We start from the raw sequence: 18,993 nt of genomic DNA, 5'->3' as shown, positions 1-18,993 counted from the left end.
AAGATGGGCGCGGAATTAAAGAAGATATTTGAAAAGAGATTGCAGGAAACTCTCAAGGAAAGTATAGATGGGAGCGGTGTCAAAGTATCAAGGGGGGAGATTGTTGTCGGTCGGGAAGGCGTTGGTAACGGGCGCATCGGATTCAGATTTCTGAGAAATGCGAATGGCTATATTCTTTCTGCTGCCGCTGATTCTCCCGATTTTCAGGATTTTTATAAAAAAAGTAACCCTCCGTATAAGCCAAAGATACCTACGGGCATGGTTTTTGCGATGAACACATCCATGGAGGTGGTAAAGTCGTTTTCTCCGAATATTGGTGGGGCAGTTGATTTGCCGCGGAATGAAGAGGAGGTTGAGTCGACATGCCGATGGATATGCGAAAAGGTGGTGAATATTTATTTTCCGAGAGTGATCAATGTGGTGGAGGTGAGGCCTGATTTGATTCGGGATGTGATGGATAATCCCAATTATTACTCGTACCCATTTCTGACGATCGTTTTTGCCGCGAGGAAGAATGGCATTGAGCTGAGTGGGCTTGATGTCGATTATTTGCTGGGAAAGAAGGTCTCTGGGAATAGATCGTTTGATGAAAATATTTTGAAGGAAAATTTTTAATTATCATTTGGGATGGAATTAATAAATGAAATTGATTGGCGATAAGATCTCATAAATATTTCCGAGTCATTTCGGATGCGACGTGGTTGGCCATCGAACTCGGCACGCTGCGCAGCGAGAAGAGGCGGTCGCTGAAAAGAAACGAAGAAATGCTGCTGCTCGATATGGAATTTGATATGTTGTCAAGTAAAATTGCTTCATTCAGCCAGGGTAAAAATTGATGGTTTGATGATGTTGATCTGGCATATAGAGATGCTCTCTTAAGAATGGGTTTTGATGTTTCGTCAGATTTTTCGCAATTTTATTTGCACGCCGAGGATGGTCCGACGTTCATGTCGAGAATACGGATTGTTCCGGGAAGGTCACGCGGTTCGGGTATGACGCACGTGGTGTGCTTGCGCGAGTGACCGATGCGGCCGGGCAGTCGACCGTGTACGAAACGGATGCGATGGGACGGGTCACGGGGATCGGGACGGCATGCGGTCGGTGCAGGAGACGTATCACGATCGTCAGGGCGAGGAAGCGCTGACGTATCTGTACGAGTCGAATAGCTATGTGCCGCTCGCTCGGATTGATCGCGGGAAGGCGGCGGCGAATGACGCGGATGCGCGGGATGTGGTTTATTACTTCCACAATGATGTTTCGGGACTGCCGGAGGAACTGACCGACGCTGGTGGCGAGCTGGTTTGGCAGGCGCGCTACAAGGTGTGGGGCAATGCGGTGCAGGAGGAGTGGGTTGCGCGGGTGCCGCAGCGGTCGATAGCCGCCTGGGGTGAAGTGTCGGTGGCCGCGCCGACATCGATACATGCCCCGCGACCGCAAAACTTGCGCTTCCAGGGGCAGTATCTGGACCGCGAGACCGGGCTGCACTACAACACCTTCCGGTTCTACGATCCGGATATCGGGCGCTTCATCAGCCCGGATCCGATTGGATTGCTGGGGGGGCGAACCTCTATCGGTACGCGCCTAACTCGGTCTCGTGGATTGACCCATGGGGACTGACTGGCGACGATATAACAACGCTTTACCACTACACAACCCAAGATGGTATGGAGGGCATTACGAGTAGTGGACTTTTGAATGCGTCGCATGGGCCCGTACATGCAAGGTTTGGAGATGGTCAGTATTTCACTGATATATCTCCCGATATGATTGGCGGTAGGACTACGGCCGATGCTGCTGGAACTGGAAAGATGTCACTAGGACAGCTTGCGGCAAATATTTACGGCGATGCACGAAAACTTAATAGCATCACGCATTTTGTGGAAATTGATGTTACGGGTTTGGATGTCAAGGAACCGCGTCCAGGAACTTTCTTGGTAGAAGGGAGTGGGCCACTTGATATTTCGAATCGTGTGAAAAGAAGTGGATCGAGTTGCTCATGAAAAGAGAATATTTTCATTCAAAAACAGAGTTTCCGTGTGGCGCAGGGGAGGTTTATACGGAATTTCTCGACGGCGTCGCGACGCGCCAGATTAGCCATCCCGATGGTGGAGTTATCTATGCATCTTCATCGGTAGGTGATTGGAATTCTGAGATAGGATTCTTGCTCTTTGATGGAATGAAGAGCGAACTTGAAATTTCTCCAAATGACGAAATCAAACGAGAAGATTTCGAGCATGTCTGGAAGGTGGCTGTAGGCAATCCTCCCAAAGGGCTGTCGATTGTCTATGAAGTTGGGGATGCGGCTGTGCCACGGGAAAATTCAACCTTGATTGCTCACGTGGTAAATAATCGTGGGAAATGGGGGCGTGGCTTTGTTGTTTCTCTTGGCAAGAAATACCCTGTCGCACGAGATGGTTATCTCGAATTGTTCCGAGATGAACGGCGGCCTCCACTCGGAGTGGTTCAATTTTTGTCTGTGGATGACGAAAAACGGATATTTGTCGCGAACATGGTTTCTCAGGACGGGATTCGCAAGAGTAGTCGCGACGTTGCTCAATACGTTTCGTACTCTGACCTCAAGATATGCCTCAGTAAAATTTGCGAATTTGCGTTAGCTAATCGGCTTTCGGTGCAAATGCCTATGATCGGCGCGGGACTTGGCGGCGGGGACTGGGAAGTCATTTCGGCGGAAATCGATGAAGTATTTTCGTATTATAAGCAGACTTGTAAAATAATTACCCTTTCTTAATGACGCTGGCGGTGAGTTGGTTTGGCAGGCGCGCTACAAGGTGTGGGGTAATGCCGTGCAGGAGGAATGGATCGCTCGGGCACCTCAGCGACCGATCCCGGTATGGGGCGAGGTGCAGGAAGCTGCGCCGTCGTCAGTCCATGTACCAAGACCGCAGAACCTGCGTGGCAACAAGCGCACATACGAATACGACGTGTGCGGGCAAGGCACGCTCGTACGCGATGGGCAGATCGAGACGCGATACGAGCGCGACGCGATCGGGCGACTGACGGCTAAGCAAGCCAAGCACGAGCGTTGTGAGTACCTGTACGACAAGGCGAGCCGAATCGCTTCGGCCGAGTTGTACACGCTGGCTGCTCGTGGTTCGTCGCTGAAGAATCGGGTCAGCCTGAAATACGGGGCGCGCGGTGAGGTCATCGAGGAATACACCCCGACGGGCTGGCGTGCGCATACCTATGATGAGCTTGGTAACCGCGTCAGCACCACGATCTCAGGCGAGCGCACGATCGACTGGCTGCATTACGGTTCGGGACACGTGCACCAGATCCGCGTTGACGGAGCAGCCATTGCGGACATCGAACGCGATGATCTGCATCGGGAAGTTCTGCGGACGCAAGGCAAGCTGACCAGCCATTTCGGGTACGACGCGGTCGGGCGTCGTGCGCGGCAAGCTGCGCAGCGAGGCAGGGCTGCTGACGACCTGCTTGCCAAACCGGGCTGCACTACAACACGTTCCGGTTCTACGATACGGACATTGGGCGGTTCATCAATCCGGATCCAATCGGGTTGATGGGCGGAGCTAACCTATACCAATATGCGCTCAATCCGATCTCGTGGATTGATCCGTTTGGATTGTCACCATGCTCAGCCAAGTCCACGCCGGAATCATTTGACGATTGGGTGGCACGTAGCCGTGGCAAAGCTGACGTGTACCTGAGAAGCGCTGGAGGTAAAGATCCAAATTATGTTGGAATAGCGCAAGATTCAGCTACACGATATGCTAAAAGCCTTAACTATCGCCTGGATTTACTTACCGAGGAAACGGGGCAGCTTCCGAGAAATCAGGCGAGATCGGGTGAGCAAGCGATAATTGACGAAAAGCGTGGCGAGTTTGCGAATATTGATAACAGTATTGATCCGAACCGTGCCTTGTATAGCGATGCGGTGGCATGGGGGAGAAACTGGTTGCAAGATAACGGATGGGGGCATCTACTCGAATGAAGCAAGTGAAAATGAAGGACATATCGAATCTTCTGGATGGCGGAAAAAAAGCCAATCCCAAGAAAGGAGATTTATTTGTTATGCACATGAGAGGCATTGGATTCATCCCTGGCCTCGTTGTGAGGGATGATTTCAAATATGGCGCAGAGAGGCTCTGCATCATTTATCTCTACAATGAGATTTCAGTCGAAAAAAATTCCAAATTTGTACTGGATAAAAATAATTTGATTGTGCCTCCCGCTCTTGTCACAACGATGGACTGGAGGGTGCGAGGTGGGTTTGAGAATGTGGGTCACTTGGATGACTCGGAGATGGATGTTTTTTTGAGTCACTGTTTTTATGATGGGTTAAGAAAGCGTTATGTTAATGAAAATAATGAGGTATGTGAAAAATTCGAGCCGTGTGGATCTCGATCGATTTCAAATGTTGGTGCGGAAGCTATAGATATTTATAAAAAATTAAATCCTGATGTTGATGTTGTCGAGTAATTGCGGCTCCGATGAAACCAAAATCTACTCGACAGGAGCACGGCGCATACATGCATTGGGCACAAGCAGGTCTTGCGTATCTGTCTTTGGTGGCTCTGTGGTCTGGTGGACGGTGTGATGAAGGACAATGGGATCCCGTTCCGGCATGCGTTGAATGCTGCGCGGAGGCATTCTTTCTTTAGTCGCTAAAGCGGGGCACGCACGACGGTGCGTGCGCTGAGCCATGCACCTATCTCACGAGTCAACGACTGGCTTTGGAGTGTGATCCTTAATTTTTGGGAAAATCGGTTTGGACCGGCCAGCCTTTCGTAGACATCTTCGAGCCATAATTTATGGCAACCGAGGAGGTCAGTATGAGCGGCAAGCGGTACACGGATGAGTTCAAGATCGAGGCAGTCAAACAGGTAACCGAGCGGGGTCATTCGGTGGCAGAGGTGGCCCAGCGTTTGGGCATCACGACCCACAGCCTTTACGCATGGAAACTGAAGTTCGGCAGGCCCGACGTCGTGCGGCAGGCGGAGCTGGATCAGAGCGCCGAGGTTCGGCGACTGAAGGCGGAGCTCAAGCGCATGACCGAGGAACGCGACATTCTAAAAAAAGCCGCCGCGTACTTTGCAAAGGGATAACGGCAAGGTACGCGTTCATGCGAGCCCATCTCGGCGAGTTCCACCTGCACTCGATGTGCCGAGTCCTTGGCGTGCATCGCAGCGGCTATTACGTCTGGCAGCGGCAGACAGTCGGAGCCCGCAAGCGCGAGGATGATCGATTGCTCGGTTTGATCAAGCATTCCTGGCTAGCCAGCGGCGGCGTCTATGGCTACCGCAAGGTCACGGTGGATTTGCGTGAATCGGGCGAAACGTGCAGTCGTCGCCGCGTCCATCGCTTCATGAAAGGCGAAGGTCTGCGGGCAGAAGTGGGCTATGGCAGCAAGCCCCGCTATCGTGGTGGTCCGGTCGGCGTAATCGCCAACGTGCTGTACCGTGAGTTCGCGCCAACCGCACCGAACCGGGTCTGGGTAACGGACATCACGTACATCCGGACTTACGAGGGCTGGCTGTATCTGGCGGCTGTTATGGATCTGTACTCGCGCCAAATCGTACGCGCTCGACGATGACCAGCGATCTGGTTTTACAGGCGTTGTTGGCTGCGGTTTGGAAACGCAAACCGGGATCCGGTGTCATGGTGCATTCCGATCAGGGCAGTCAATTCACGAGCGATGACTGGCAGTCATTCCTGAAGGCGCACCATATGGTGCCAAGCATGAGTCGGCGCGGTAATTGCCACGACAATGCCGTGGCCGAGAGCTTCTTCAGCGCCCTGAAAAAGGAGCGAATCAAGCGGCGCATCTATCCGAGTCGGGCGACCGCGACCTCGGACCTGTTCGATTACATCGAAATGTTTTATAACCCGGTTCGTCGGCATGGTTCTGCCGGAGATCTTTCACCGATTGAGTTTGAGCGGCGCTACGCGCTAAACGGCTCGTGAGTGTCTATGAAACTCTGGCCAGTCCACAATGGATCCCGATCTGAGTAGTCAGTTCTCGAAATCCAACGTGTCGAGAATGACAAATGGATTGACTCCGAAGGCATCGATTACTCAGGGAGTGGGTAAGAACACCTCGTATGTGCTTCATCATATAGAACCGATTCAGCATGGTGGGGGCGTCTATGACATGGATAATTTGCGTATCGTAACGCCCCGATATCACGCTGAAGTGCTGGATCCTTCGTATCATTTTTGAGAGGTTAAGTGATGAATAGGGATGAACTAATTGTTCTAGTTGGAAGGATGAGGGAGTCAAATTACACCTCTGATGAGGGGGCTGAAAACGATATCGAAATTCTGAATAAAAATGTATTGGATCCTTGTGCGATGGATTACATTTTTAAAAAGGAGTACGAGGATATGTCGCTTGAGGAGGTCGTGGACAAAATTCTCTCATATAGACCGATTCAATTGTGACTCGTGTAACTGAAGCTTGTAGGGGATATTCTCGGGAGTGGCGCGGGCAATCCGATGCGGAATACCATGAGGATGGTGGCAAATTCCGGGCTGCTACTCGTCCCCGATCGGAAAATTGGTGAGGATCTAAATTTGAAGAAGGAAAGCGTGTTTGAGGAGGGGTTTTGGAGGAGATTCGAAGGTTACTTAAGTAGATGGAAGGTGAGGTAAAAGGCTGAATTCGCATCTATGCTGGACGCGGAAGTGCTAACGAAGGCGCGGAGCGATGTCGAGGAATACACGCTGACCGGCCGGTTCGCACATACTGACGACGATCTTGGCAATCGCGTCAGTACCACGATCTCAGGCGAGCGCACGATCGACTGGCTGCATTACGGGTCGGGACGTGTGCATTAGATTCGCGTTGACGGTGCTGCAGTGGCGGACATAGAGCGCGATGATCTGCATCGGGAAGTTCTGCGGACGCAAGGCAAGCTGACCAGCCATTTCGGGTACGACGCGGTTGGCCGTTGTGCTCGTCAGGTTGCACAGCGAGGTCGGGCAGCGGACGAGTTGCTGGCGAAGCAGTGGCAATACGATGCTGCGGGCGATGTGATCCAGAAGCGGGATCTGCGCTATGGCACGACGAGCTACCGATATGACCCGACGGGGCGCATCGAACAGGCGGCCGGGCCGGGATTGCCGTCGGAAGTGTTTCGCTGGGACGCGGCGGCGAACCTGGTGTCGAGCGATCACCCCGGGGGTTACGTCGAGCACGTATGATGGTGCTGACTATGTGCTCGTCTTGAATAACGAAAGAATGGGTCAATTCTATAATGGGCATTTCCAAATTCCATCTCGGGATGAGTGGGTTGATCGCGCTTGTGATGAAATTTCAAATAAAATCATGGAAGATTATCTTCCGCGACTGGAAAGCCTGTTGAGACTCGATTTAAGTGTTGTCGAACTTGCTCGTTCTGAGCCATGAGATTTTTCCTATCCATTGGTAACGGCGCTGTATGTTGCGAAGGTGAATGGTTTAGGTGTGTCGGAATTTGACATGGAAAAATGTGTCAAGGAGAAAGTTTCCGGGGATATCAAATACGATAAAAATCTCATCGAAGCCAATCTGATATCGGAGTAGATTGATTGCTGCGGTTGCACAATGCTCTCAGGTCAGTGCATGATCGACTGGGGCGAATTGTGGTTCGAGAAATTTATACCCGATTCGCGTGGATGATGCTGCGGTCGGCAGTTTTGAGCAAGATGATCTGCATTGGGAAATTCTGCAAACATGAGAGATGCAATTAAGAAACAACTCCGGTGGGATGAGAAATTATCCCAATCAACAAACCAAGAGATAGCTCTCGCGGTGAAACAGCGCAACGACCTACCGTCATCACCGTTCCATAGAACGGAGGATGGACTTGTGGACTTTCGCGGTTTTCCACTAAAGGTTCAGCTTTCGAGGATGACGATTTCTGATGTTGATTTTTCTGATTCCATCTGTCTTTTGGCCGGGTCGTTGAATAATTGTAATGTCAGGCGGAGTAGATTTTCTGGGGCTAAATTTGATGGAAGGTTTGTCGGATTTTTGTTTGAGGATTGTGATTTTGAAAAGGTATCGTTGAAAAACGCAGCTTTAGGATCGACGTCTTTTTTAAATTGCAATTTTTCTGGTGCAAACATGACCGATGTGATGGCTCGAGGGGCTTCCTTCGTAAAGTGCTCATTTGATCGAGCAAATATGAAAAAGGCTGTTCTTCTTGCTTGTACATTCAATGAATGTACCTTCGATGCCGCGAAATTTCACAATGGATCTCTGGTTGGTTGTAAATTTTTCGGGAATCGTCCGGCTGATGATCAATTGGATAACGCAATGATTTAAATAAGGTAATTGTCGTTGGATATTTGTTGATTCTGTCAAAAAATGGAGACTTGTTTGTCATGTTTATGAGGGGAGTTGGGTTCATACCGGGCCTCGTAGTGAAGGACAATTTCAAGTATGGCGCCGAGAGGCTGTATGTGATTTATTTATACAACGAAATTTCGGCTGAGAAGGGTTCGAAATTTCTGCTGGATAAGAGCAACTTGATTGTTCCTCCCACCCTTGTTTCGTCGATGGACTGGAGAGCAAAGGGAGGATTCGAGAACGTCGGGCGTATCGATAGTTCGGCTATGGATGTTTTTTCGAATCATTGTTTTCATGATCAGTTAAGGAGGCGCTATGTTGATGAAAATAGTGTGGTGTGTGAAAAGTTTGAGTCGTGTGGAATTCGTGTGATTTCAAATGTTGGTTCGGTGGCTATAGATATTTTTGAAGAATTAAATCCCGATGTCGAGGTCGTGGAATAATGTCGATTTCGATGAAATCAACATCTACTTGATGGGAGCATGTCAGCATACTATCAAGGTCGTGAAAGGGCAACTGTGGAATCCAACGCCTCGAACAAAGCGCCGATAGAGCCTGGAACTGTTGCTCCTCGACGAAAGCAAGTAAGGAGGGTGCGTGGTGATAAAAATGCCGACGTTGCAGATCTTCATGACCATCGCCGATGAATCGGCGTTCTCGGATCTGCTAAAAGTACACATACCGAGTGTCAGGTTCGTCGACTCATTTCTCTGGAGTTCGCCGATTCCTCCGGTTTATGACAGCATGGCGGAATGCTGTGGGCATTCTTTTTCAAATGTCGTGATCATTGACGAGACGATCTGCACCGTCGAGCGGTATACGCGAGAGTTTGTTGGGCCTCATCCGGGGGGCGGTAGCTATTTGGGGGGCAACGTGGGCCCGGGAATGATTCAGTTTCATCGATCGAGAAAAGCTGACTATGCTCCTGAGTCCCTACGTAACGGCAGGATGGCGGCATCGTACGACCCGAGCGCTGATCAGGCAATGGACGCTTTTGTTAAGACGGTCTGGAAAGTGTTCAAGGAATTTGCGTACAAGACATACTTGGTCGACCGAGAGACTGGGGCAGTGAGCGAAAAAGCGGAAACCCGCTTCTTTGCAGGGCCGGATGCTGCAGTGCGATTCAGTGGTTCGAACGGAAACTATCTAACTAACAACGCACTCGTGTATTTTGTAGCTCATTCATCCAAGTAACCTAGGTCGATGTGCGCGAGCCGCGGCCATGTCGACGCGGGCTGCTTCGGTAAATACGCCAGATTCCGGTGACTTGCTTTGCCCCGATAGCTGTGGCGACCCGGGCAAAGCAAGATTCATCATCGACCCCAGGCCAAATGCGACTGAGCGGCTCTCGATGAGGGAAGGGCACATGTTGAATAATGTAATTGTTCCGGGGAAATCACTGGGAGGAATTCTTCTCGGTGAGGAAGTCAAAAATGTTGTCGATAGACTGAATGGGGCGCATCTAATTGAGTATCTGGATAAAAATACTTTGAAGGTAGATGGTGGAGTAATTACCATCTACCACGACTCTGTGGACGGGCGTATAGAAAATCTAGCGTGTAATGCGGAATTTCACGGGAGTTATCAGGGGAAATTGTGGCCCGGGATGACCGTCGGTGACGTGTTGAAAATGACAAAGAAGCAGATGGCATGGTGTGGATTCGTCCAGGTTGATGACATCCAGGGAGTGGGCCTTCCATTGCCAGGTGAATTTGATGACTTCGAAAAATTGATTGATTTTTTGGATCCAGAATTTATTTTCAATGAGTTGTGGGTGTGCTCTTTCTGAAATTAAGTGTGCTTTGTTGATGAAAAATAGGGCGCGCGGGGGGTATATTTGACGGCGATTCGGGATAAGTGTGGAAGGTGGCAATCGGTGAGTTCCGGAGGAATTTTGACCAACTATCAAGACTTGCATGCCATTTTTGAGAGGATGAAGTTGGAATGGTCGGTTGAGCGAAAGGTCATCCACTTTGGTCGGGAATGCCCATTCTTATTAAAATGTTGCATCTTTGACGGCATTGCGGGCGACGTCGCGATCGAAGGTATTCCGGATTCTGCATATGAGCTCGTAGCGTTTTGGCGAATTTCTGGTCACGCAGATTTGTTCAAGGATGTTGGGTTTGGACAATGGGGGATCGAGGTATTGTCGCCTTGGGAGGCAGTTGAGGCGACTTTGAAGCAAAAGCGAATTCGTGGTGGAGAGTTTCTGGACGGCGATATTATTTTCGCTCGTTTTTACGGGGATTCTGAATTGTTGTTGATGAATTCGGAGGGGGCTGTTTACGTCAGTTTGCCTTTGGACGGAAGATGTAATTGGCCACGATTAGCAGATTCATTGAAGATTTTTTTGGAACGGCTGATGGATTATCAAGGGGCCAAATACTGGGATGGGCCGAAAGGTGTCTCTTGAGAAAGAGTATTGTTCCAATATGGTGCCTTCGTGTGAATCGAAAGAGATGTCTGCGGAATTTATGGACAGCGTCGCGAGTCGCTAGATTTGCCCCCGCATAACGCACTGGTCTACGCATCCTCATCCGATGTGCCGCGTCCGCGCGTCGACCAGGGTAGGGCAGCAGCTAACGACACCAATGCGCAGGAATTTGACGGGCTCGCTACGAAAGTTTAAGGTAATTCGTTGCAGCCTTTTGGAAGTGATCGTGGTTTTGGATAATCCATATGAGGGAGGATATGCAATCTTACAATTCTCTGGTTGAGCTGGTTGAAAATATCCCATTCCTACCAGGAAAGGACTGGATCTATGCCAACTTGGATTCATGGAAAAATGATCCAGAGGGTTCAAGATTCTTCCACATCCCGTGGGAATACATTCAGAGTCTGGACGATGATGGAATTTATCTGGATGATGAGGATATGGAGATGCCGAAGGCGGTTGAGTCGTATAATTTGAGGTGTTGGATGCTGGTAAATCAACTGGATCATATTTTAAAAAATAAGATCGGGAGTGGAGGGGGCGTAAAGTGGTTTGTTGATGAAGTAAATTACTATCGTGAAAATGATCGGTTTAGGTCTTAGCTTTTGAGAATTGATTCATTTTTTATCCGAGTCGGAAAACTGGATAGCCCCGTGCCGCTCGTCTGTATGACCAGGGTGCGATGGTGGCGTGAAGCCGATGTGCAGAACTTTTATAACAACGTGAGAGGATGGCCGGAGGCACTGGCCAACGCGAACGGCGAGTCGATCTGGCACGCTCATCGAGTGGTTTAGGGTAGCGGAGCGCAGGAGGAGTGGGTCGTGCAGGCTCTGTAACCCGGATCCGAGTGCGATTGGTATCACGATTGTTTAGTAGGGATCGATCTCGCGACCGAGGGATTTGAATCCGACGATAGCGACACCCTGAACCGCCGCTACCAGATGAAAGAAAGGAGGCAATTTTGATCGCTAAGATGCCAACGTTGCAAACCTTCATGACACGTGTTGACGAAGCGGCTTTCTCTGATTTGCTGAGAGCGCATATTCCTCATGTCAAATTTATCGACTCGTACATATGGAATTCGCGCGTTCCCCCTGTACATCACAGCATGTCCGAGTGTAGCGGGCAGCTATTCTCCGATGTCGTGATTCTCGATGAAGCGATTTGTACTGTGGAGCGCTATACGCGTGAATTCGTTGCTCCTCATCCAAGCGGGTCCGGCTATATTGGATCTATGGAGGGGCCGGGGGCCATTCAGTTTCTACGGTCACGTGAAGCTAAATATGCACCGGGTAGCCTACGAGACGGTCGTTTGGCGGCATCCTATGACCCTAAATTTGATGAGACAACGGATCGGTTTGTTAAGACAGTTTGGAAAATATTCAAGAAATTTTCGATGAAGACGTTCTTGATTGACCGTGAGACTGGCGCTGTTAGAGATAAGCCAGAGACTCGATTTTTTGCTGGACCGGATGCAGCAGTGATGTTCGATGGGTCGAAAGGAAACTATTTAACTAACAACACGCTCGCCTATTTCGTAGCAAAATCGTCAAAATGAATTATGTGCTCGAAGCACCTGAAAAATGAGCGTGTGCGATTAGTATTGAAATACGAGGGCGCGTACTAGCGCTTCCGATTGGACGGCTTCCGTTTCGGGTGCCATTCTCTTATGGTTCATGCGACTCATGGACGCTTGTTTTTGCGATCACATAAAAAAATAATACTTTCACTCCAAGACAGAGTTTCCGTGTGGTATCGGAGAAATATTGACGGAGTTTATTGATGATGTCGGCATGTCGCCATGCCGCCTGATGTGTGAGTATGACTAGTCGTCGGTTGATTTCTAGAGAGGGTGGATACAAATGACTGATCACGATGAACCGAGAAGGAGTGTTTCCTTAAGCGTTGGTGAGATTTCTGCTCTGAAGAAGGCAATACTGTACTTGAAATTTTCTTGCGACGATGCGGAGGCGGATATTTTTGCCTCTAGTCCGCTAATTAACGGTGCGTTTGAGAGTCTTATTAAGGCGGGTGATCTCGGCGAGTTGGAAGTCAGGTTTTACCAGAAAGGTAACAAGGAAAACGAGAGCTATGTGATATCAAGGATAGGCGAAATTGAAGCTCGTGATGGGAAGGAAATGAGCGAGGAGCTGAAGAGGAGGGTATACGAAGCATGGGTGTATCCGTTCCGTTTGACGAGCGATCTTGATGAATAATTTAAAGAGAAAGCGGCAGGTGATCGTCGAAGCAATGACATGGGCGTTCTCTTTGCTAGCGGACGTGGTTGGACTTGTACCGGCGTTATGCGTCGATGCTATAACCAACTACAGGCCCTCGTACTTAGTCGGAGCGGCAGGAGTTGCCCGTGATCCTGACCCCAACCCCGACGCACAACCGGACTGCGCTACGCGCCGAACGATCGAACGGACACATTCAGCTCGAGCTGCCGACAGTGATTAAATAATTCCCCGACCTAAGCTCCGATTTTTTTAACAACGCCTCAAAAGATGTTCCTTTTGGCGGGATAGCACTTGACAAATCACAGTCATCAAACGCCACGTATTCGCCCAATATAGCACTGGAAAAATCAACTCCTTTCATAGAATTAAATCTAGCCCCTTCCGTCAAATCATCCGTGTATCTACCCCGAAAAACGACGTCCTGCAGCTTACCCGAGAATTTACAACGCTCCAGGTAACTCGCTTTAAAATCTACCCCCTTCCACTTGCAGTTTGAGAACGAGCACTCAATGAATTCCGGACGGAAAAACATCCCACCACGGAAATCACATTTGTCAAATTTACATTTTTCAAAAATACCACCCCTAGCCCCCAATGTTATGGTTCTCAGATCAACACCCAAAAATGAGCAATTTCGGAATACGCATCCATATGTCCTGGCGTCATTCAGAATAGAACGAACGAAAACGCAATCGTTGAATTCAACCCGATCGAAAACCGGATGATTAAAATCGGTCTCCGAAAAGTCAAACCCGTCAAATTTCTCATTGGAAATAGACGTCTTAAAATCCCACCCAACCCCTTTAAATCTTTCGTCCATTTTATCGGTCCCAGAATAATCCCGACCCACCATCTCCATACTTAGCCTGGTGCATGCCCCTGCTCCAATCATTTTCCGTTGTTAGATCCCACCAGCTCCCTGTCTTTCGATTTACGACGTCGGCGCCGAACTGCCCAGACTTCGTCACTGTGAGATGCGCCAATGACGGATCGTTGGCAACTCGCATCTTAAATTCTGCGTCCATTCGCTGTCCAACATACAACCGCTCTTTTGGCATGTTCGCGAGTATCCAGCCGCACGCGGCACGGCTGTCCTGAGACGATCGGACGACGCCTCATGAGTGTGGAAGACGTGTGTGAAGTGGCCCGGGAGCAGTGTCTGGCAACGGGTGCATATAGGAATTTATGACAATGAACTCGATGGATGTCTTGAAGAAATTTGTCTCCGGAGAAATGAGTCCACTTGAGTTTGAGAAAATTCTTTGTGTAGACAAGAATTTGGAGCGGATATTGTCCGAAAATCCTCCGATTCCTCCTTACGCGGAAGAGAGGGGGCTCTATTTGTTTTTGGTATCTAACAGCTACCAATCCTTGGGCGCCGTTTTGGATGCGCAAGATGCGGTGTATCTTTTTTTTTATGCGCGTGGGGTAGGCGTGACGCCGTCAAGCAAGATTCAAAACCAGATAGACGAAATGCGCAAGGTTTTGCCAAAATGGTTGAAGATCCCTGATGAGATGTATGGCGAGATTCGGCAGCGTGCCGCTGGATTGGCTGGCGCCGATCTAATTTCATTTATGAAGGGCGAAATAGAGCGGCGTTTTGTTTGCCTGAGTAAGCCCCCAAAATGGATTCAGGATGAGTTTTGGCCGATGTCGGATGGAGAGCCGTTGATTTTTGTTGGTCAGCTTGATGTCTCAAAAATTCGCCACGACACGTCATATGTTTACGTATTCTCAAGCAAATCTGGTAAGTACGTCACGATTGAACAGTCTATGTGAGTGTGTCATGGGGCAGGGAGGGGGGGGGCGACGCGGGGCACAGGATCCTAGTCGAGCCTGTTTGAGGAATCACGCATCGGATAGTTCTCAAGCTATCGGATTTTAGAATCTCGATGGCATTAGGCCGATACAATATGCGGTGCTCGAAGATTTCAATGATTTTAGATCGACCATTGTTCCGGGCAAGTGAGTCGAGTATTCGAGGTTCCAGGTTGACGTTGGAGGAGTCAAGTGCATTCCGTTCGCGTAGTGTGGCTATCCAAAGAAGATGGTGGAAGGAAGCGCCCTCCGATGGCCGGGAAATACTATTCAGTCTCTCGATTTCCCGAGGATGTTGATTGGCAAAACAATGCATGGAGTGTTGTGTTTGACCTGGAGGATCCTTGCCAGGATGATGTTGGCATGGTTAGCCTTGGAAGAGTTGGTTTTCTTGTAAAGGGTGCTCCTGAGGATCGAATGACAAGTAATAAATTATTTTATATCTATGAGGGCCCCAAGAAGGTGGCGGAAGTGATCTTGCTCGATTGACGTGAGACTGGTATCAATTGGATTCGACGGGGTAAGTTGCGTTTGAGGTATTGCGAAATAAATGTAGATGACCGTCGCGAGACGTATGGCCGCGAGTGTTCGAGTATGTCAACTCACTCGCTACGTATCAGAGGGGATGTGTGCGCATGTTCGAGTTGAGTGTGAACAAGCAATGCACACGCCGATCTTCGTGGTAGTAGTCACAATCGAGGAGGCGGCCAAGAGAAACAACGTCTCCGCGGAGAATGATGAGAAAGGCGCTAACTATTGGAGTCGATAAATGCTGGTTGAGAATTTATTCAGCGGTGATGGTTTCGATTTTTGTGATCAAGGCCCTTCGGTGTCGGCAGCAATAGTGAGGGAAGTGCTGTCCGGAGCTCGCTTTAACGGGGTGGATGATTTTGTCGGGTTCTATATAAAAAATAACGGCGGGTATTTTAATGGTGGGGCGTATTTCTATCGGGATATTTTCTTTGATCTGGCTCCTGGAGATTTTGATTCGATGGAGGTGGAGGGTTTTTACTACCTTGGTGAAAGATATTTCGATGAAAATGAGGTTAACCTCCGTTCTGCAGAGAAGGTTCGCGGACTGAGGGCGAAGTATTCCGAAAGGCGAGACAGGTTTTGCCGAACACACTTTCCATTCGCTGGAGATGCCGGGGATAATGACTTTTTGGTTGATCTGGAGACGGGTGAAGTAAAATATGTGTTGTGGGAATCGGATGGAGATGTGGATGACGTCGTTAGTATTGCGCCAACGTTTTCAGATTTCGTAAATAATATCGTGCCGCGTCGACGTAAGGTGCAACTTGATTGAATCGAGGTTAAGGTGTGTCTTTCTGAATGGTTCGTTGAGTGAGCTTTGTGGTTCGGATCGGCGGCATGGCTTTCGCATGTACTCATGCGAAAAACGATGAGGGCGATTGCAGGTCGGTCGGGATTCGTATCGGTAGTAACGAGGTTTTCTACTTCCTTTCGACGAAGGCATGGGGTGTAGCGATGGCTTCGCAATGGTCTCGATTTGTGATTGAGTGGTCGACTCGATCCGAGTCGATGGGTGCACGGATTTTCGTGCCGCCCGTATTGTCGCGAGGCCTGCGATCCATACGGGAAGGCAATGCGTCGAAGATGAGTATTCTCGACGAAATGAAGGTGTAACGCGGGTCCGACATTGAGGGGTGAAATTTGCTATCGAATGCGATCATCAAGTTTTGTAAAGATAGGAAATGGTGGTTTGATGATGTTGACCCGGCGTGTAGAAGTGCCATCTCGAGAATGGGATTGGATATATCGTCGGATTTTGCGCAATTTTATTTGCATGTTGACGATGGTCCGACTTTTACGTCCCGGAACGGTGAGATATATCAAATCTGCTGGTTTTTGAATAACTCTGACTATGACGGGAGATTGAGGGTCGTACGCGAGGTTCTTAAAATTCCAGCGCAGTATATTCCGTTGGATGCATTCCCCGGAGGGTGGGGGTATTTCTATGACACGAAAACGGGCGGAGTTTTTGATGTTGGGCTAGGGAATTCTTTGGAAGAGTTCGTGAATGGAAGTGTGGTGGCTCGATGGAGTGATTTTAATGAATTCATTGAGTGGTATTTCGATATTTGAGGGTTGTATAAATTTGAGGTGCGATGCGCCGCGGTGAAGCGTATTGCGCGTGATGCAGAAGGTCATGCTTTTGTTCAAATCGGGTGACTCATGATGCTGGATAGGCCAGGGCTTTATGTGACCGATTCGACCGAAGCGAAGTGCATTGCGAAAGAATGCGGTCGCGGTGATTGGTTGGTTGTTTTCTTGCCTGCAGGCATCGCATCGAAGGAACAGTTCTTCGACGCGATTCGTAGTACATGTCCACTAGATCCACCCTTGTACAGCAATCGAAGCTGGGACGCTTTGGCTGATTCCCTGTCGTCGGGATTGGATGAAATAGAGCACGAGAGAATCGCGATCTTCTGGCCAAATTCGGACTGTCTGAGAGCAGTGGAACCTGAAGCCTTTGCTATTGCGACGGATATACTCATCGATCTGTGCGTTACGCTGGCTGATCCGGACGTAACGGGATCCAGAGCGAAGACGCTGCTGGTTGTTCAAACCCCATGTCGGGTGTGAACAAACGGGCACGGGGAGTCCTTGTGATCACAGTTAACCGTCCGCCAGGTCGTACACGCTGTCCCTCGTGCTTCGTTGCTGAAGAATCGGGGCAGGCTGAAGTGCGACGCGCATGGCGAGGTACTCGACGAGTACACGCTGACCCGCTGGCTTGCATACACCTACCGATCTTGGCAACTCCGTCAGCACCACGATCTCAGGTGAGCGCGCAATTGCGACGCCGAAGGAGGTAGCACCCATGTACACAGGAATCGTCATTTACGGAACCGATCCGACTCAGGCGGCATCTGCGCTGGCAGTCGCCCAGAATCTCTTTTCCCAATTTGGTAGCAAGGCAACCAAGGCGTCCCTTTTGGAATTCGTCGTCCAGAACGGGGAGCGGCTTATTGGTGAGCGTGAGGTGTTGCTGGCTGACTTGGAAGGGAAGATCTCCGGTGGAGAAGCCTCGGCATTTCAGGTGTACAACGACGGAGAAAGTGATGGCGCTCCAGCCATTTCGTTTGGCTACAATGTCCCGGCATACGGCGGCCTGTCGTTCATCGATGTTCAGATAGGAATGTCAATTTATGGAATTGATAAAAAAGTAGAGGAATTTGCGAAAATTGTCGCAATGCACATGAGCTTTAAATATGCCATTGCTTATGGCGCTGAAAGCGCATCGATTGCATATAAGTATTCAACTGGCGTTAATTTGATTCGAATTTTCCCATTCGAGAATACGTCTCTTTTTACGAGAAATCTCCCTGGCAGATCGCCGGGAACGGCGAGCTACGAGCGCGGAAAGCTCAGGATGGTTTATCCCCTGAATGTTCTCAACGGGGAACACATGGAGATCCGTGTCGGCGATCTTTCGTTGAAGGAATGGATCAGATCTGATTCGTCTCGCGGATCATTGGAAAGCATTTCGAACCACATGTGGCTCTGGTCGGTCAAGGAGACGGAGTTGCTCGGAGTCAACCACGCGTGCGGAGAGTCCGGAATATTGCTCGCCTGGCAGAAAGCGCCCGTGAATAAGCCGTTGCGAAAGCTACCTTGAGCCTGTTTCCGAAGCGGCGCGCGTACCGTACGCCGCCGAGGCAATGGCCGGCACGCAACTAGAGCGCTTGGTGATGACGGACTCGCTCAGCGTGTCGACCGGACACTTCGGGTGCGATGTGTTTGTCCGTCGAATTCGCAAGCTAAACAACGGCTGGCGGGAAATCCTGCCGATTTGGGAGGTGTAGATGAAGATTTATCGCTCGGTCCAGAACCTGCTCGACGAGCTGGACAGTCTCGATTGGGATTCGGCTCTTTTTGTTGATCATGGGGCATGGATGGCTGACCCTTGGCGCGCGGAAATTCTCCTTCTGGAAGGAGATGACGAGCTCGAAGATGTTGCTCCTGGAACTCATTTGCCAAAAATTGCAAAGAGTAGAAATATGAGGCAACTGTTCGATATGCAGACGTTTCGAGGCATAGTTGAATTCGAGCGGCGTCGAAATTCGACGGCGTCTTTGGCGGATATTGTCTTTGCGGTCAACTATTACCGGGAAATGGATGATTTCTATGATCCTCAGGACTAAGTGAGCGGCAGGAATGGTTGC

General features: G+C 49.7%; 28 protein-coding genes and 1 pseudogene. 28 read left to right on the top strand and 1 reads right to left on the bottom strand.

Annotated elements, in window-relative coordinates; translation table 11 throughout:
- Positions 1-3: 3 nt before the first annotated feature.
- The 22 genes and pseudogenes from QZM67_RS06445 (at position 4) to QZM67_RS06350 (ending at position 12,961) form a co-directional block, all read left to right on the top strand.
- The gene (locus QZM67_RS06445) at positions 4-615 is read left to right on the top strand and encodes a hypothetical protein (RefSeq protein WP_301801316.1); all 612 of its coding nucleotides are present in this window, start codon (positions 4-6) and stop codon (positions 613-615) included.
- Positions 616-701: 86 nt separating this feature from the next.
- Positions 702-836 carry a hypothetical protein gene (locus QZM67_RS06440; protein WP_301801314.1) on the top strand — a complete coding sequence of 45 codons (135 nt, stop codon included), beginning with the start codon at positions 702-704 and terminating at the stop codon, positions 834-836.
- A 77-nt stretch (positions 837-913) separates the two neighbouring features.
- The gene (locus QZM67_RS06435) at positions 914-1,144 is read left to right on the top strand and encodes an RHS repeat domain-containing protein (protein WP_301801428.1); all 231 of its coding nucleotides are present in this window, start codon (positions 914-916) and stop codon (positions 1,142-1,144) included.
- Positions 1,093-1,617 (top strand): RHS repeat-associated core domain-containing protein, encoded by a 525-nt coding sequence (locus QZM67_RS06430; protein ID WP_301801311.1) that lies wholly within the window; start codon positions 1,093-1,095, stop codon positions 1,615-1,617. Before QZM67_RS06435 ends, QZM67_RS06430 begins: the two co-directional genes overlap by 52 nt.
- The gene (locus tag QZM67_RS39915) at positions 1,548-2,000 is read left to right on the top strand and encodes an HYD1 signature containing ADP-ribosyltransferase family protein (RefSeq protein WP_367620428.1); all 453 of its coding nucleotides are present in this window, start codon (positions 1,548-1,550) and stop codon (positions 1,998-2,000) included. The genes QZM67_RS06430 and QZM67_RS39915 overlap by 70 nt, the downstream gene beginning before the upstream one ends.
- Entirely contained in the window at positions 1,997-2,749 is a 753-nt protein-coding gene (locus tag QZM67_RS06425; protein WP_301801308.1) for a hypothetical protein, read from the top strand. The genes QZM67_RS39915 and QZM67_RS06425 overlap by 4 nt, the downstream gene beginning before the upstream one ends.
- 16 nt (positions 2,750-2,765) lie before the next feature.
- Positions 2,766-3,539 (top strand): hypothetical protein, encoded by a 774-nt coding sequence (locus QZM67_RS06420; protein ID WP_301801306.1) that lies wholly within the window; start codon positions 2,766-2,768, stop codon positions 3,537-3,539.
- A complete protein-coding gene (locus QZM67_RS06415; protein WP_367620427.1) occupies positions 3,467-3,970 on the top strand; it encodes an RHS repeat-associated core domain-containing protein in 504 nt (167 codons plus the stop codon). The genes QZM67_RS06420 and QZM67_RS06415 overlap by 73 nt, the downstream gene beginning before the upstream one ends.
- A 5-nt stretch (positions 3,971-3,975) precedes the next feature.
- Positions 3,976-4,458: a hypothetical protein gene (locus tag QZM67_RS06410; RefSeq protein WP_301801304.1), complete on the top strand. Its 483-nt coding sequence runs from the start codon at positions 3,976-3,978 to the stop codon at positions 4,456-4,458.
- 353 nt (positions 4,459-4,811) lie between these two features.
- Positions 4,812-5,943: pseudogene (locus QZM67_RS06405) on the top strand (IS3 family transposase).
- A gap of 28 nt (positions 5,944-5,971) precedes the next feature.
- A complete protein-coding gene (locus QZM67_RS39910; protein WP_367620425.1) occupies positions 5,972-6,199 on the top strand; it encodes an HNH endonuclease signature motif containing protein in 228 nt (75 codons plus the stop codon).
- An 11-nt stretch (positions 6,200-6,210) separates the two neighbouring features.
- Entirely contained in the window at positions 6,211-6,420 is a 210-nt protein-coding gene (locus QZM67_RS06400) for a hypothetical protein (RefSeq protein WP_301801303.1), read from the top strand.
- 417 nt (positions 6,421-6,837) lie between these two features.
- Entirely contained in the window at positions 6,838-7,182 is a 345-nt protein-coding gene (locus QZM67_RS06395) for a hypothetical protein (protein ID WP_301801300.1), read from the top strand.
- A 37-nt stretch (positions 7,183-7,219) separates the two neighbouring features.
- The gene (locus tag QZM67_RS06390) at positions 7,220-7,387 is read left to right on the top strand and encodes a hypothetical protein (RefSeq protein WP_301801299.1); all 168 of its coding nucleotides are present in this window, start codon (positions 7,220-7,222) and stop codon (positions 7,385-7,387) included.
- Between the two features lie 306 nt (positions 7,388-7,693).
- A complete protein-coding gene (locus QZM67_RS39905) occupies positions 7,694-8,287 on the top strand; it encodes a pentapeptide repeat-containing protein (protein WP_367620424.1) in 594 nt (197 codons plus the stop codon).
- Between the two features lie 98 nt (positions 8,288-8,385).
- Positions 8,386-8,754, top strand: a complete 369-nt coding sequence (locus tag QZM67_RS06380) for a hypothetical protein (RefSeq protein ID WP_301801295.1) — start codon at positions 8,386-8,388, stop codon at positions 8,752-8,754.
- A 187-nt stretch (positions 8,755-8,941) separates the two neighbouring features.
- On the top strand, positions 8,942-9,505 hold the full coding sequence (locus tag QZM67_RS06375) for a hypothetical protein (protein ID WP_301801294.1): 564 nt from the start codon (positions 8,942-8,944) through the stop codon (positions 9,503-9,505).
- Between the two features lie 28 nt (positions 9,506-9,533).
- The gene (locus tag QZM67_RS06370) at positions 9,534-10,100 is read left to right on the top strand and encodes a hypothetical protein (RefSeq protein WP_175021266.1); all 567 of its coding nucleotides are present in this window, start codon (positions 9,534-9,536) and stop codon (positions 10,098-10,100) included.
- Between the two features lie 105 nt (positions 10,101-10,205).
- Complete coding sequence (locus QZM67_RS06365) at positions 10,206-10,724, top strand: hypothetical protein (RefSeq protein WP_175021267.1); 519 nt, start codon at positions 10,206-10,208, stop codon at positions 10,722-10,724.
- A gap of 266 nt (positions 10,725-10,990) precedes the next feature.
- Positions 10,991-11,347, top strand: a complete 357-nt coding sequence (locus tag QZM67_RS06360; protein WP_186248673.1) for a hypothetical protein — start codon at positions 10,991-10,993, stop codon at positions 11,345-11,347.
- Positions 11,348-11,706: 359 nt separating this feature from the next.
- Positions 11,707-12,303, top strand: coding sequence for a hypothetical protein (locus tag QZM67_RS06355; RefSeq protein ID WP_175021269.1), 597 nt, complete (start codon positions 11,707-11,709; stop codon positions 12,301-12,303).
- 304 nt (positions 12,304-12,607) lie between these two features.
- On the top strand, positions 12,608-12,961 hold the full coding sequence (locus QZM67_RS06350) for a hypothetical protein (RefSeq protein ID WP_301801289.1): 354 nt from the start codon (positions 12,608-12,610) through the stop codon (positions 12,959-12,961).
- Between the two features lie 217 nt (positions 12,962-13,178).
- Here QZM67_RS06350 and QZM67_RS06345 read toward each other — a convergent pair whose 3' ends face one another.
- Positions 13,179-13,805 (bottom strand): pentapeptide repeat-containing protein, encoded by a 627-nt coding sequence (locus tag QZM67_RS06345; protein WP_301801288.1) that lies wholly within the window; start codon positions 13,803-13,805, stop codon positions 13,179-13,181.
- A gap of 371 nt (positions 13,806-14,176) precedes the next feature.
- On the opposite strand from QZM67_RS06345, the gene QZM67_RS06340 reads away from it, so the two are divergent.
- The 6 genes from QZM67_RS06340 (at position 14,177) to QZM67_RS06315 (ending at position 18,972) form a co-directional block, all read left to right on the top strand.
- Complete coding sequence (locus tag QZM67_RS06340) at positions 14,177-14,764, top strand: hypothetical protein (RefSeq protein WP_301801287.1); 588 nt, start codon at positions 14,177-14,179, stop codon at positions 14,762-14,764.
- 291 nt (positions 14,765-15,055) lie between these two features.
- Positions 15,056-15,292, top strand: coding sequence for a hypothetical protein (locus QZM67_RS06335; RefSeq protein WP_301801286.1), 237 nt, complete (start codon positions 15,056-15,058; stop codon positions 15,290-15,292).
- A 280-nt stretch (positions 15,293-15,572) separates the two neighbouring features.
- On the top strand, positions 15,573-16,109 hold the full coding sequence (locus tag QZM67_RS06330) for an SMI1/KNR4 family protein (protein WP_301801285.1): 537 nt from the start codon (positions 15,573-15,575) through the stop codon (positions 16,107-16,109).
- 890 nt (positions 16,110-16,999) lie between these two features.
- Positions 17,000-17,410 (top strand): barstar family protein, encoded by a 411-nt coding sequence (locus tag QZM67_RS06325; protein ID WP_301801284.1) that lies wholly within the window; start codon positions 17,000-17,002, stop codon positions 17,408-17,410.
- Positions 17,411-17,648: 238 nt separating this feature from the next.
- On the top strand, positions 17,649-18,446 hold the full coding sequence (locus QZM67_RS06320; protein WP_301801283.1) for a hypothetical protein: 798 nt from the start codon (positions 17,649-17,651) through the stop codon (positions 18,444-18,446).
- A 187-nt stretch (positions 18,447-18,633) separates the two neighbouring features.
- Complete coding sequence (locus QZM67_RS06315) at positions 18,634-18,972, top strand: hypothetical protein (protein WP_301801282.1); 339 nt, start codon at positions 18,634-18,636, stop codon at positions 18,970-18,972.
- The last annotated feature ends 21 nt before the right edge of the window (positions 18,973-18,993 follow it).

It is taken from the genome of Burkholderia sp. AU45251 (assembly GCF_030482905.1).
Lineage (GTDB): Bacteria > Pseudomonadota > Gammaproteobacteria > Burkholderiales > Burkholderiaceae > Burkholderia > Burkholderia aenigmatica.
This window is presented reverse-complemented; position numbering and strand designations above follow the sequence as displayed.

What these genes read in the sequence shown, in the direction of transcription:
- QZM67_RS06445 (WP_301801316.1), top strand. Translation starts at nt 4, where the DNA reads ATGGGCGCGGAATTAAAGAAGATATTTGAAAAGAGATTGCAGGAAACT.
- QZM67_RS06430 (WP_301801311.1), top strand. Translation starts at nt 1,093, where the DNA reads ATGCGGTCGGTGCAGGAGACGTATCACGATCGTCAGGGCGAGGAAGCG.
- QZM67_RS06425 (WP_301801308.1), top strand. Translation starts at nt 1,997, where the DNA reads ATGAAAAGAGAATATTTTCATTCAAAAACAGAGTTTCCGTGTGGCGCA.
- QZM67_RS39910 (WP_367620425.1), top strand. Translation starts at nt 5,972, where the DNA reads ATGGATCCCGATCTGAGTAGTCAGTTCTCGAAATCCAACGTGTCGAGA.
- QZM67_RS06400 (WP_301801303.1), top strand. Translation starts at nt 6,211, where the DNA reads ATGAATAGGGATGAACTAATTGTTCTAGTTGGAAGGATGAGGGAGTCA.
- QZM67_RS06390 (WP_301801299.1), top strand. Translation starts at nt 7,220, where the DNA reads ATGGGTCAATTCTATAATGGGCATTTCCAAATTCCATCTCGGGATGAG.
- QZM67_RS39905 (WP_367620424.1), top strand. Translation starts at nt 7,694, where the DNA reads ATGAGAGATGCAATTAAGAAACAACTCCGGTGGGATGAGAAATTATCC.
- QZM67_RS06375 (WP_301801294.1), top strand. Translation starts at nt 8,942, where the DNA reads ATGACCATCGCCGATGAATCGGCGTTCTCGGATCTGCTAAAAGTACAC.
- QZM67_RS06370 (WP_175021266.1), top strand. Translation starts at nt 9,534, where the DNA reads ATGTCGACGCGGGCTGCTTCGGTAAATACGCCAGATTCCGGTGACTTG.
- QZM67_RS06360 (WP_186248673.1), top strand. Translation starts at nt 10,991, where the DNA reads ATGAGGGAGGATATGCAATCTTACAATTCTCTGGTTGAGCTGGTTGAA.
- QZM67_RS06350 (WP_301801289.1), top strand. Translation starts at nt 12,608, where the DNA reads ATGACTGATCACGATGAACCGAGAAGGAGTGTTTCCTTAAGCGTTGGT.
- QZM67_RS06345 (WP_301801288.1), bottom strand. Translation starts at nt 13,805, where the DNA reads ATGGACGAAAGATTTAAAGGGGTTGGGTGGGATTTTAAGACGTCTATT.
- QZM67_RS06340 (WP_301801287.1), top strand. Translation starts at nt 14,177, where the DNA reads ATGAACTCGATGGATGTCTTGAAGAAATTTGTCTCCGGAGAAATGAGT.
- QZM67_RS06335 (WP_301801286.1), top strand. Translation starts at nt 15,056, where the DNA reads ATGGCCGGGAAATACTATTCAGTCTCTCGATTTCCCGAGGATGTTGAT.
- QZM67_RS06330 (WP_301801285.1), top strand. Translation starts at nt 15,573, where the DNA reads ATGCTGGTTGAGAATTTATTCAGCGGTGATGGTTTCGATTTTTGTGAT.
- QZM67_RS06325 (WP_301801284.1), top strand. Translation starts at nt 17,000, where the DNA reads ATGATGCTGGATAGGCCAGGGCTTTATGTGACCGATTCGACCGAAGCG.
- QZM67_RS06320 (WP_301801283.1), top strand. Translation starts at nt 17,649, where the DNA reads ATGTACACAGGAATCGTCATTTACGGAACCGATCCGACTCAGGCGGCA.
- QZM67_RS06315 (WP_301801282.1), top strand. Translation starts at nt 18,634, where the DNA reads ATGAAGATTTATCGCTCGGTCCAGAACCTGCTCGACGAGCTGGACAGT.